Here is a 13,001-nt window from a genome sequence, read left to right as displayed (position 1 = left end):
AGGCTCAGGCAGTTGGAGGCGAGATCAAGGACACGGTCGGGAAGTAGGTGCGGTAACGGCGCGGGTCGCGGGTCAGGATCGGAGTGCCAAGAACAACAGCATGAGCACCGATGAAGAAATCCGGTAGCACACCCGAACGGGTCCCGCCCAATGTTCGGTAGCGCGCAAATGCCTTTCCGGCAAGGAACAAGGTGGCGCGCGGCATTGGCAAAAGCTCCAATCGACTCTCGCTGATGAATGCGTCCACCGATTCCATACGCTCAAACCGCGATGAGAGCTCGGCGTAAACGACATCGTTGATGACCAGAGGGCCATCCGCCTCGGCTTGGCCAAGTGCTGAAACCGACCATTCGACCCAAACCGGGTCCATAGTCAGCAGATCGAGCAGCACATTGGTGTCGACGAGCGTCAATCGTCACCACGCCACATGGCCATGATCTCGTCGGTACTTGGACCCGGCCCAGCATAGCCGATAAATTTTGTGAAACGGTTCGGCTTGGAATTCTGCTCGTCGGCGTCACGCTTCAAGACGATATCGCCGTTCGCGGCAACCTTGAAGTCGACCTTGCTGCCCGGCCCGATGCCAAGCCGGTCGCGGACGGCCTTAGGAATGGTGACCTGACCCTTGCTGGTGACTGTGGTGCTCATCGGAACGCTCCGGTATTACCTCTTGGCAAAAAAGTAATACCAGGCCCGCTTCGAATCAAGGGCCGCAATCCTCACCCCAGATACGGATAGAGCGGAAAACGCTCCGTTAGCGCCACCACCTTCTGCTTCACCGCCGCCTCGACGCCGGCGTTGCCCTCGTCGGAATTCGCGGCCTTCAGCCCGTCCAGCACCTCGGTGATCAGATTGCCGATCTCGCGGAACTCGGCCGGACCGAAGCCGCGGGTGGTGCCGGCCGGGGTGCCGAGCCGCACGCCGGAGGTGACGAAGGGCTTTTCCGGGTCGAACGGGATGCCGTTCTTGTTGCAGGTGATGTTGGCGCGGCCGAGCGCGGCCTCGGCGCGTTTTCCCGTGGCGTTCTTCGGCCGCAGATCGACGAGCATGAGATGATTGTCCGTGCCGCCCGAGACGATGTCGAGGCCCGACGACTTCAGGCTGTCGGCGAGCGCCTTGGCGTTGGCGACGATGTTGTGGGCATAGGCCTTGAAATCCGGTTTCAGCGCCTCGCCGAAGGCCACCGCCTTGGCGGCGATGACATGCATCAGCGGCCCGCCCTGCAGGCCTGGGAACACCGCCGAATTCATCTTCTTGGCGATCTCCTCGTCGTTGGTGAGGATCATGCCGCCGCGCGGGCCGCGCAGCGACTTGTGCGTCGTCGTGGTCACGACATGGGCGTGCGGCAGCGGCGACGGGTGCGCGCCGCCGGCGACGAGGCCGGCGATATGCGCCATGTCGACCATCAGATAGGCGCCGACCGCGTCGGCGATCTCGCGGAACCGCTTCCAGTCCCAGACGCGCGAATAGGCGGTGCCGCCGGCCAGGATCAGCTTTGGCCTGGCCTCATGCGCCTTTCTCTCGATCTCGTCCATGTCGAGCAGGTGGTCGTCCGGACGCACGCCGTAGGAGACGACCTTGAACCACTTTCCGCTCATGTTGACCGGCGAGCCGTGGGTCAGGTGCCCGCCGGAATTGAGGTCGAGGCCCATGAACGTGTCGCCCGGCTGCAGCAGCGCCAAAAACACCGCCTGGTTCATCTGGCTGCCGGAGTTCGGCTGGACGTTGGCGAAGTTGCAGCCGAAAAGCTTCTTGGCCCGGTCGATCGCCAGTTGCTCGGCAATGTCGACGAACTGGCAGCCGCCATAGTAGCGCTTGCCCGGATACCCCTCGGCGTATTTGTTGGTCATGATCGAGCCTTGCGCCTCCAGCACTGCGCGCGACACGATGTTTTCGGAAGCGATCAGCTCGATCTCGTGCCGTTGCCGGCCGAGTTCGGAACGGATCGAACCGAAGATCTCCGGATCGGCATCCGCGAGCGAAGCCGAGAAGAAGGTCTCGAGATGATTTGAAACGGCGGAGGCGACGGCCATGGCGGCAAATCCTCGATGGGCGCTTCGAGCGCGTGGACGATCAGGACGTGCCGGCAGATACTATAGACGAACGGCCGCCGCTACACTCTTTGCGCCAAATCCTGCCGTGCTTTCGTAGCGATGGCCGCGACGAAAAGACCCGCCGGGATGCGGCGGGTCATGGGTCGTGCGAAACGATGTCGAGGCGACCGCGGCGGACCGGGAGGAACCCGTCCTGCCCGCCGCATCCGCGGCCAGATCAGTTGGCGGTCTTGGCCTTGTCCTGCTCTTCCTTGAGCTTCTTGGCGAAGTCCTCGTTGTTCTTGGAAACGAAGTCCTGCAGCTTCTTCTGGCGGTCGGCGACGTCCGACTGCTGCATCGGCGGACCGTCATAGGCGCCGGTGAAACCCTGCAGCGAAACCTTCACCGGGTTCGGCTGGTTCTGGAAGTTGATGGAGGTCAGCGTCAGCTCGTTGCCCTTCTTGAACGAATTGACCAGCGCGTCCGTCAACTGCACCTCGGCCACGCAGCGATCCTGGAAGCAGATCACGTAGTCGAGCTTCTGCGCCTTGCCGCCATTGACCTGCAGGCCGACGCCGGGAGGTACGAGGCGGCCGGTGGGAACCGTCACCTGGAAGACCTTGCGGTTGACCTTGCCCTTGAGCTCGATCAGGCTCAGGCCGGTGACCAACTGACCGTTGCCGGCGGTCACGATGTTCTGCACGTTGCAGATGTCGACTTCTTCCTGCTTGGCGCAGGCCTTGAACCAGCCCTGCGGCGCCTGGCCCTGCTGCGCCGCCGCGGGCGCGAGCCCTGCGGCGAGTACGCCGACGACGCCGGCTGACAGCACCGACAGACGGAAGCGATCGGTCTTCAAGCTCGTCATCTTGTCCTTTTCCTCTCAACGATCCGGGAAACGGCAGTTGTCGCCGTGTATTGCCGCTACCTGTTGCCAAAATGCGGCAACAGCATGACTCGGGCACGGGTGTTACATCGGTCGCCGCCGTAAATCCAGCCCATCGCACGGTAAAGTCTGCGGTCGCGCCGATACCCCCACACTGTCGACATCGTGATAGTGTGAATTGCGAATCAATCGATCCCTCCGGGACTTCGCATATGCACAGAACAATCCTTGCGCTGATCGCCGCAAGCCTTGCCTCCATGCTGCTGCCGGCTGCCGGCTCGGCCGAGCCGAAGCACGCCATCGCCATGCAGGGCGAGCCGGCGCTGCCGGAAAATTTTTCGCATTTTCCCTATGCAAACCCCGACGCGCCCAAGGGCGGCGGTGTCACCTATTGCGTGGTCGGCAGCTTCGACAACCTCAACCCGTTCATCATCAAGAGCCTGCGCACCACGGCGCGCGGCGTGATCGACGTGCTCTACGGCAACCTGGTGTTCGAGCCGCTGATGCAGCGCAATGCCGGCGAACCGTTCTCGCTCTACGGCCTGCTGGCGGAATCGGTCGACATCACGCCCGACCGCAAGGTCGCGACCTTCAACCTCAACCCCAACGCAAGATGGTCCGACGGCCAGCCGGTCACGCCCGAGGACGTGCTGTTCACCTACGACATCTTCACCGAAAAGGGCCGCCCGCCCTACAGCGACCGCATGAAGGCCGTCGCGAAGCTGGAAAAAACCGGTCCGCTGTCGGTCCGCTTCACCTTCAACGAAAACGCCGACCGTGAATTCCCGCTGATTATCGCGATGACGCCGATCGTGCCGAAACATGCCTTCAGCAAGGACACGTTCGACCAGACCACGCTGAAGCCCGTCACCGGCAGCGGGCCGTACCTGATCGACAAGGTCGTGCCGGGCGAACGCATCACCTACAAGCGCAACCCCGACTATTGGGCGCGTGACCTGCCCTCCAAGCGCGGCTTCGACAATTACGACACCGTCGGCATCGAATATTTCCTCAACGACAATTCGCTGTTCGAGGCCTTCAAGAAGGGCATCTGCTCGGTCTACCCGGTCGCCGATCCGGTCAAGCTGAAACGCGACTTCGAGTTCCCCGCCCTGAAGGACGGCCGCGTCACGGTCGGCGAGTTCGAGACGGGCGTGCCGCCGGTGGTCACCGGTTTCCTGTTCAACACGCGCCTGCCAAAATTTTCCGACCCCCGCGTGCGCCGCGCGCTGGGCATGCTCTACGACTTCGAATGGGTGAACAAGAACATGTTCGACGGCCGCTACGACCGGCTGGCGAGCTACTGGCAGAATTCCGAACTCTCCGCGCTCGGACGGCCGGCCGGCGACAAGGAAAGGGCATTGCTCGCCCCCTTCCCCGACGCGGTCACCCCCGAGGTGATGGACGGGACCTGGCGGCCGGCCGAAACCGACGGTTCGGGCCGCGACCGCAAAGTACTGAAGGCGGCGCTCGACCTGCTCAAGACGGCTGGATATTCGCTCGACGGCAACACGCTGGCCGGTCCGGACGGGCAGCCACTCGCCTTCGAGATCCTCACTTCCTCCGACAGCGAGCAGCGGCTCGCCGCCGTCTATCAGCGCACGCTGGCGAGAATCGGCATCGCCGTGTCGATCCGCGCGCTGGAGGCCGACCAGATCCAGATGCGCAAGCAGCGCTTCAACTTCGACATGCTGATCGGCGCGACCGGTTTCACCGGCTCGCTGTCGCCCGGCATCGAGCAGATCGGCCGATGGGGGTCGGAATCGGCCGACCGCGAGGGCTCGTTCAATCTCGCCGGCGTGGCCAGCCCGGCCATCGACGCGGTGATCGAGGCGATGCTGAACGCCCGTGACAAGGACGACTTCGTCGCGACGGTCAGGGCGCTCGACCGGCTGCTGATCTCCGGCGCCTACATGGTGCCGATGCAATACAACCCGAAGCAATATCTCGCCTACTGGACCTATCTGGATCATCCGGCCGAGACCTCGCTCTACGGCTACCAGTTGCCGGTGTGGTGGCGGAAGCCTAACTAAGGCTATGGTTGCACCAGTGCGTCCTTCGGGGCTCGCCCGCAAAAGGTTGGCGCAGGACATTCGCCGTCAGAGGGGGCTCGCACCTCAGGATGAGGGAGGTCGCGGGCCTCTCGAGGTCGGCACAAGGCAGTCGGCGTTGCAGAGGGCTCACAAATCAGGATGAAGAATGGCGGCGCCTGCCTCCCGCATCCTGAGGGTCCGAAGGACGGGCGAGACCCGTGGCTCGCCCCGAAAGCCCGCACGCGAGCGAAGTGAATGGCGCAATTCCGAGAGGGCGAGCCTCGAAGGACGCACGACAAAAAATGTCGAGCTTGAAAGGAATACCGCAATGAGCGAACGGCGGACGGTCAGCGTCGACGTGGTTTCGGATGTCGTCTGCCCCTGGTGTTATGTCGGCCAGAAACGTCTCGAAAGCGCGATCGCAGGCCTGCCGGACATAGACGTCAAGATCAACTGGCGGCCGTTCCAGCTCGATCCGACCATTCCGCCGGGCGGCCGCGACCGCAAGCAATACATGATGGCGAAGTTCGGCAGCGAGGAGCGTATCCGCCAGATCCATGCCCGCATCGAGCCGCTTGGCGAGGCCGAAGGCATAGATTTCGCCTTCGACGCGATAAAAATCTCGCCCAACACGCTCGATGCGCACCGCGTCATCCGCTGGGCAGCCGGCAGCGAGCCGAACGTTCAGAACGCCGTGGTGAAGCGCCTGTTCGCGCTCTATTTCGAGGAGGGGCAAAACATCGGCGACCCGGCAGTGCTGGCGTCCGCGGCGCGCGACGCCGGCATGAACGCCGCCGTGACCGAGGCCATGCTGGCCACCGACGCCGACCGCGAGGCCGTGGAAACCGAAGTCGCGACCGCCTCGCGCATGGGCATCACCGGCGTTCCCTGTTTCCTGCTCGAAAACCGCTATGCGGTGATGGGCGCGCAGGACACCGAGACGCTCGCCGATGCGATCCGCCAGGTGGCGGCGGAGAAGGCGAACGGCGGGCTGGGAACCGCGTCATGACGCGCCGATGGCGCAGTTTTTCGTGCTGTAAGGCGATTTCTCGCTGCGAATTTCCGCACGGACGCGGACAGGGCGGCCGGCAAGGGTTGGGCGGATGTCCGAGATGGGGTGGGAAGTGGACACTTGTCAGGGCCGATGCACCTCATCATCACGAGGATTTAGGCAGCCTCGCCCGACCGTCGCAAGACCGTCTGCTTGCCGGCCGAGTTCGCCTATGAGTTGCTGCCAAGGCTCTGACCTTACTTGTTACGTGTCAGTCAGCATGGTAGCTCTGCCGCGCGACAGCAGTGGGAGGACTGCAGCGACATGACCACCTATTCATTCCCGCGCGGCTTCGCGCCCACTACGATCTCCAGTTTCTCCTCCTCCGACAAAATAGACCTGTCGGCGTTCAATATCGCGGATTTCGCAGCGCTGTCTGGATACCTGGTGATCGGCGGAGGCAATTCGGTGCTGACCTTCAAATGGATGGGGCAGGTCGAGCAAATCACGGTGGAGGCGTACGCGCTCAGCGCCGCGGACTTCATCTTCAACACCTCGCCTGCCGATCTCACGGTCAACGGCACTTCTGGGATTGACTATATCTTTGGTGGCAACGGGAACGACCGCCTCGATGGCAGGGGCGGGGGGACAACCTCTTCGCAAGGGACGACCGACTGGCTCTCAGGCGGCAACGGAAACGACCTCTACTTCGTCCGCAGACCCTCGGACCTAGTGATCGAGCACGCCGGAGAGGGTTCGGCCGATCGGGTTCTAGTGGCCACCGGAAGCGGCTACACTCTTCCTGCCGGAGCGGAAATTGAGTTACTGACGACTACGAACTCAACAGCAACCGCTCAGACCAACCTTCAGGGCAACGAGCTGGGTCAAACCATCATCGGCAATGCGGGCGTGAACCGTATCACCGATGCCTCTGGAAACAATCAGTGGACGACGCCTGGTGATGTTCTGATCGGCTTGGCTGGCAACGACCAGTATACAGTGTCCGGTGCCTTCACGCGGGTTGTCGAAGCGGCTGGCCAAGGCAGCTTCGACACTCTGCAGTTTATCGCCATCCGCACTGAGTCCTACACACTAGATCCCGAGGCTGAGATTGAGCTGATGAGCTTGTTGGCAGGGCCTGGCAAAGAAAGGACGCTGATCGGCAATCGCTTCGACCAATCGCTACACGGCGGCGCCAGCAACGATGTCCTGAACGGAAAGGGAGGACACGATAGCTATACGGGCGGCGAGGGTGACGATGTGTTCTACGTCGATCAGGCGGGAGAATACGTCAGCGAGTATGCCGGTGAGGGCTTTGACCGGGTATGTGCCAGCACGAGTTGGTCAATGGCAACGTTTACCGACAGCCGCATCGAGATGTTGACGACCACCAGCGCGAACGGCTCCGCCGCAATCGACCTAACCGGCAACCAATGGGATCAGACGATCTTTGGCAATGCCGGGGTGAACCGGCTTGATGGGCAAGGTGGAAATGACACGCTTTATGGCGGCAGAGGTCTCGACATCTTGACGGGTGGATGGAGCGCGGACAACTTCGTTTTCAACACCGTGCCGGACAGCTCTGCGAACTATGACCGGATCACCGACTTCCTTGTGGAGGTGGACACGATCTGGCTAGAGAATGCCATCTTCACGCAGTTGGGTGCCAGCGGCGCGCTTTCTCCCGATGCATTTCGGGCTGCGGCCGCAGCGCAGGACACTTCGGATCGGATCATCTATAATCCTGCCACCGGCGGGCTCGCTTATGATCCTGACGGAGTTGGAGGATCGGGTGCGGTGCGCTTTGCAGTCCTTGCCCAAGGCTTGAACCTAACCAGCGGCGACTTCTTCATTATCTGACGGGAACGTGCCGGTGTGGCTCTCACTGCCCGGCAACGCCAATGCCCCAGTCAAGCAAGCGACTACCTCTGGCCATTCCTGGCCGTGGGTGTCGAAATCGTTGTCTACCGATGCCGGCTGCTAGAGGCAGCCGATCAGCAGCAATGTCCTAGATGGGGTCGGAACCGGACTCTCAAACCGAAACACTACCCTGCCGCGCCTGATCGTCCCGCAACGGTGCAGACCTCACGCCGAGTTGGCCTAGTCCCGACCTGCCCCCCAACTCAGCCCAAGGCTCGCCCCGGGCTGCCACCGTTTCAAGGATTAATTTCCTAGGACTATTTACATAGCGACAATCGTGAGCAATAATCTCGCCGCTCTATGGTTGCAGGAGACGGCGATGGAAGGGAGCGGGATTGAGAAGAACCGGGAGGCGTTGAAGCGTATCCTGTTGATGCTCGTGTCCATGGCCGGGTTCGCCGATGGTGGACCGACCCTGCCGCGCCAGCTCCACCGCGCCATCCTGCGGCTGCTGCGTCCGGCCGAATCCGCGGCGCGGCGTTTGATCATCGCGGCGGCGCGCGGGATAGTGGTGACCCTGCCGCCTTTTCGCCCGCGAAAACCCAAACCCGAAACTAACGAGGCCGTGCTGCGCCGCCTCGGCATCGCCGTCACGCTGCCGCACGACGATCTCAAGCGCGCCGCAGCGAAAAGAGCCGCCGCCCTGCGCACCGCGCGCCCGCGCGCGCAAAACCTGTCGCTGCTCGATCCGCTGAAAAATCCGTTCCGCGTCCATCGCCGCTATGTGCCCGCACATTCTGCTCCGCGCATCAGGTCGCTCGATGACAACTCATCGTGCCGCCCCCTGCCGCCACCGCCATCGCCAGACGACCCGGTCGATGCAACGCGTCTCGGCCAGCGGCTGGAAGCACTTGGCCGCGCCCTCGACGACCTGCCGGGCCAGGCACAACGGTTCGCCCGCTGGAAGGCGCGTAACGACGCGGCACGCGCGCGAGACAGGGAAGCCCGCGCCACAGGCGCGCAAATCCAAGCTGCCGGCGCAGTCCGGTTCCGCCGCATCTCGCCGCTGCGGCTCGGCCGGCCGCCCGGCGGACGGCTGTCGCGCTACGACCCGACCGCCGTCCATCCCCGCAACGTCCGCGAGGTCGACGAAATTCTGGCGCACGCCCATGCGCTCGCAGTGTACGCGCTGGAATGTCCGCGCCCCGACACGTCATGACGCGCGCTGCATCACAACCCCACCGCTGACCACTCCCCACAGGAGAAGGGCGATCGCATTGGGACCGCCAACGGTTCCGCGCGCCTCGGCGACCGGATAGTCGTATCAAGCCGCCTTCGTCGCCAGCCGCGCCAGTTGCGTCATCACCACCGCCGATCCCGCAAGCCGCTTTTCCGGGTTCGGCCAGTCGCGGATGAAGACGACGCTCTGGTCAGGCCGGATCTTCGCCAAGGAGCCCTGCTCGCCGATATAACGCACCAGCCCGGCCGGGTCGGAGAATTCGCGTTTGCGGAAGTGGATGACCACGCCCTTGGGGCCGGCGTCCAGTTTTTCGACATTGGCTTTCCGGCAAAGCCCCTTGATGAAGACGATTTTTAGAAGATGCTCGACCTCCTGCGGCAGCGGCCCGAAACGGTCGATCAGCTCGGCGGCGAAGCCGTCGATCTCCTCCGGCGTGTCGAGATCGGCCAGCCGGCGGTAGAGCGCCAGCCGGAGCTGCAGGTCGGGCACGTAGCTTTCCGGGATCATGACGGCCGTGCCGATGGCGATCTGCGGCGACCAGTCGCCGTCCGACACCTCACCGGTTCCGCGGATTTCGGCCACCGCCTCCTCCAGCATCTGCTGGTAGAGCTCGAAGCCGACCTCCTTGATGTGGCCGGACTGCTCCTCGCCGAGCAAATTGCCGGCGCCGCGTATGTCGAGGTCGTGACTGGCGAGCTGGAACCCCGCGCCGAGCGTGTCCAGCGATTGCAGCACCTTTAGCCGGCGGTCGGCGGTGTCGGTGAGCTTGCGGTTGGCGGGCAGCGTGAACAGCGCGTAGGCGCGCGTCTTGGAACGGCCGACGCGGCCGCGCAACTGGTAGAGCTGGGAGAGCCCGAACATGTCGGCACGGTGCACGATCAGCGTGTTGGCGGTCGGGATGTCCAGTCCGGATTCGACGATCGTAGTCGACAGCAGCACGTCGTACTGCCCGTCGTAGAAAGCGTTCATGATGTCGTCGAGCTCGCCCGGCGGCATCTGGCCGTGGGCGGTCGCCACTTTCAGCTCCGGTACGGAGGCGTGCAAAAACTCCTGGATCTCCGGAAGATCGGCGATGCGTGGCACGACGTAGAAGGACTGGCCACCGCGGTAGCGTTCGCGCAGCAGCGTCTCGCGCACCACCAGCGGGTCGAAGGGCGAGATGAAGGTGCGCACCGCCAACCGGTCGACCGGCGGCGTGGCGATCAGCGACAGTTCGCGCACGCCCGTCAGCGCCAGTTGCAGCGTGCGCGGGATGGGCGTCGCCGACAGCGTCAGCACGTGCACGTCGGACTTCAGTTCCTTCAGCCGCTCCTTGTGCTTGACACCGAAATGCTGCTCCTCGTCGATGATCAACAGGCCGAGCCGCTTGAACGAGATCGACGAGCCGAGCAAGGCGTGGGTGCCGACGACGATGTCGACGCTGCCGTCGGCGATGCCCTTTTTCGTCTCGGCAAGTTCCTTCGCCGGCACCATGCGCGAGGCCTGGCGCACCACCAGCGGCAGGCCGGAGAAGCGCTGGCTGAAGGTCTTGTAGTGCTGGCGCGACAGCAGCGTCGTCGGCACCACGACCGCCACCTGGAAACCCTCCATCGCGGCGAGGAAGGCGGCGCGCAGCGCCACTTCCGTCTTGCCGAAACCGACGTCGCCGCAGATCAGTCGGTCCATCGGCTTGCCGGCGGAAAGATCGTCCATGACCGAATCGATCGCGCTCTGCTGGTCGTCGGTTTCTTCGTAGGGGAATCGCGCGGCGAACTCGCCATAGACGCCGTCCGGCGGGTTGAACACCGGCGCGCCGCGCATCTGCCGCTCCGCGGCCAGCCGGATGAGCTGACCGGCCATCTCGAGCAGCCGGCGCTTGAGTTTTGCCTTGCGCGCCTGCCACGAGCCGCCACCGAGCTTGTCGAGAGCCGCCTCCGCCGAGTCCGAACCGTAGCGCGACAGCAGTTCGATGTTCTCGACCGGCAGGAACAGCCGGTCGTCGCCGGCGTAGTGCAGCTCGAGGCAGTCGTGCGGCGCGCCAAGTGCTTCGATGGTCTTCAGGCCGACGAAGCGGCCGATGCCGTGCTGGGCGTGCACGACGATGTCACCCGCCGACAGCGACGAAGCCTCGGCGATGAAGTCGGCGGCGCGCTTGCGTTTGGTCCGCCGGACAAGGCGATCGCCCAAGATGTCCTGCTCGGCGATGACGGCGAAAGCGTCGGTCTCGAAACCGGATTCGAGCGGCAGGACCGTCAGGCCCGCCTGCCCGGCCGAAAGCTTTTCGACGTCGCCCAGCGTCGCCACCGGCGTCAGGTTGCCGAGGCCGTGCTCGCCCAGAATCTGCGCCAGCCGGTCGCGCGAGCCTTCCGTCCAGCCGGCGACGACCACCTTGCGCCGGTCGGCGCGCAGCGCGGCGATGTGATCGACAGCCGCCTGGAAGACGTTGGCGTTGGGATCGGCGCGCTCCAGCTCGAAGCCGCGCCCCTGCCGCGAGCCGGCATGCAGCACCTGGCGGCCGCCGGCGTCCGGCGCGGCGAAGGGCGTGAACTCCGCCGACAGCCGGTCGGGAAGCGCGGCGGCGATATCGTCCGGCGACAGATACATTTTTGCGGGCGGCACCGGCCGGTAGGGAACGGCGTCCTTCAGCGCCCCGGCTACCTGTTGGTGGCGGGCCTGGTAGTAGTCTTCGATCAGCGTATGGCGCTCACCGATCGCCTCGCGCGCCAAATGGTCGAAGACGAAAGGCGCGTCCGGCAGATAGTCGAACAGCGTTTCCAGCCCGTCGTAGAAGAACGGCAGCCAGTGCTCCATGCCGGCGAAGCGGCGGCCCTCGCTGACCGCCGCATAGAGCGCGTCGTCGCGGTTGGGCGCGCCGAACGCCTCGATATAGCTGCGGCGGAAGCGGCTGATGGTGTCGGGCGTCAGCGCCACCTCGCTCATCGCCTGCAGTACGATTCCGGTCCGCTGGCCGGTGGTGCGCTGGGTGGCGACGTCGAAGGCGCGGATCGAATCCAGCGTGTCGCCGAAGAAGTCGAGGCGCAGCGCTTCCGCCGCACCCGGCGCGAACAGGTCGAGGATGCCGCCGCGCACGGCGTATTCGCCGACCTCGCGCACCGTCGCAACCCGGTCGAAGCCGGAAGTCTCCAGCCGCTCGATCAGCGCCTTCATGTCGACCTGGTTGCCGGTCTTGGCGCGGAACGTCTGCGCCCCCATCACGGCGCGCGGCGGCAGCCGCTGCACCAGTGCGTTCGCCGTCGTCAGGACCACGGCGCGGTGCGGGCTTTTCGCCAGCGCGGCCATTGCCGCCAGCGCCTCGACGCGGCGGGCGACCGCATCGGCGCCGGGCGAGACGCGGTCGTAGGGCAAACAGTCCCAGGCCGGGAATTCCAGCACCGGCAGGCCCGGCGCGGCAAAGGCAAGCGCCTCGGCGATCATCGGCAGGCGCTGGCCGTCGCGCGCGACGAAGACGACTGGACCGTCCGGCGCGGCTTCCGCCGACAGGGTCGCGAGGGCGAAGGCTTCAAATCCTTCGGCGACGCCGTCGACGACGACGGCGCCGGTGCGGTCTTTGCGCAGGCCGAGTTTTTCGATCAGGGGCATGGCTTAGGTCAGAATGTCATCGCCAGACGGAAGGCGACAATCTTTTTCAGGATTTCTTTTTGGCGCGTGTCCGGCACCGGCTGCTCTCCGGTAATCCACGGCAGAAGCACGGTATCGGGAGTGTCGAGAAGCATCTCATATTGGTCGAGTTCCGCCTCGGTCAAGGCATCGATGCGGGCATCGGCGAAGGAACCGAGGATCAGGTCCATTTCGCGCATGCCACGATGCCACGAGCGGAACAGCAGCTTTCGCCGCCGCGCATCCAGGCCCTCGCTCGATCGTGTCGTTCCGGTCATGAAAGGCCTCTCTCGCCGCGCGGCGCATATAGCGTGGATAGAGGGTGGTGTCAGCCTTGCGCTGTCAGCAGTGATGGCTAGCATCG

10 protein-coding genes are annotated in these 13,001 nt (G+C 64.3%); 4 read left to right on the top strand and 6 right to left on the bottom strand.

Annotated elements, in window-relative coordinates; genetic code table 11:
* Positions 1-4 precede the first annotated feature (4 nt).
* From RB623_RS10830 to RB623_RS10815, 4 genes are all read right to left on the bottom strand, one after another.
* Complete coding sequence (locus tag RB623_RS10830; protein ID WP_308056801.1) at positions 5-412, bottom strand: type II toxin-antitoxin system VapC family toxin; 408 nt, start codon at positions 410-412, stop codon at positions 5-7.
* Positions 409-648, bottom strand: coding sequence for an AbrB/MazE/SpoVT family DNA-binding domain-containing protein (locus RB623_RS10825; RefSeq protein ID WP_308056800.1), 240 nt, complete (start codon positions 646-648; stop codon positions 409-411). The genes RB623_RS10830 and RB623_RS10825 overlap by 4 nt, the downstream gene beginning before the upstream one ends.
* Positions 649-719: 71 nt before the next feature.
* Positions 720-2,033: a serine hydroxymethyltransferase gene (glyA, locus tag RB623_RS10820; protein ID WP_308056799.1), complete on the bottom strand. Its 1,314-nt coding sequence runs from the start codon at positions 2,031-2,033 to the stop codon at positions 720-722.
* Between the two features lie 238 nt (positions 2,034-2,271).
* Positions 2,272-2,898, bottom strand: coding sequence for an invasion associated locus B family protein (locus RB623_RS10815; protein ID WP_308056798.1), 627 nt, complete (start codon positions 2,896-2,898; stop codon positions 2,272-2,274).
* A gap of 230 nt (positions 2,899-3,128) precedes the next feature.
* Between RB623_RS10815 and RB623_RS10810 the strand changes: the two genes are divergently transcribed.
* The 4 genes from RB623_RS10810 (at position 3,129) to RB623_RS10795 (ending at position 9,019) form a co-directional block, all read left to right on the top strand.
* Complete coding sequence (locus RB623_RS10810) at positions 3,129-4,949, top strand: extracellular solute-binding protein (RefSeq protein ID WP_308056797.1); 1,821 nt, start codon at positions 3,129-3,131, stop codon at positions 4,947-4,949.
* A 328-nt stretch (positions 4,950-5,277) separates the two neighbouring features.
* Positions 5,278-5,958, top strand: coding sequence for a DsbA family oxidoreductase (locus RB623_RS10805; protein ID WP_308056796.1), 681 nt, complete (start codon positions 5,278-5,280; stop codon positions 5,956-5,958).
* Between the two features lie 306 nt (positions 5,959-6,264).
* Entirely contained in the window at positions 6,265-7,800 is a 1,536-nt protein-coding gene (locus tag RB623_RS10800) for a calcium-binding protein (RefSeq protein WP_308056795.1), read from the top strand.
* A 379-nt stretch (positions 7,801-8,179) separates the two neighbouring features.
* Complete coding sequence (locus RB623_RS10795) at positions 8,180-9,019, top strand: hypothetical protein (protein WP_308056794.1); 840 nt, start codon at positions 8,180-8,182, stop codon at positions 9,017-9,019.
* A gap of 105 nt (positions 9,020-9,124) precedes the next feature.
* Here RB623_RS10795 and mfd read toward each other — a convergent pair whose 3' ends face one another.
* Positions 9,125-12,619 (bottom strand): transcription-repair coupling factor, encoded by a 3,495-nt coding sequence (gene mfd, locus RB623_RS10790; RefSeq protein ID WP_308056793.1) that lies wholly within the window; start codon positions 12,617-12,619, stop codon positions 9,125-9,127.
* Positions 12,620-12,627: 8 nt separating this feature from the next.
* Positions 12,628-12,915 (bottom strand): succinate dehydrogenase assembly factor 2, encoded by a 288-nt coding sequence (locus RB623_RS10785; protein WP_308056869.1) that lies wholly within the window; start codon positions 12,913-12,915, stop codon positions 12,628-12,630.
* Between the last annotated feature and the right edge of the window lie 86 nt (positions 12,916-13,001).

It is taken from the genome of Mesorhizobium sp. LHD-90, from assembly GCF_030929505.1.
GTDB lineage: Bacteria > Pseudomonadota > Alphaproteobacteria > Rhizobiales > Rhizobiaceae > Kumtagia.
Note: the sequence above shows the minus strand (reverse complement) of the source record. Positions and strands in the feature narration are given on the sequence as shown.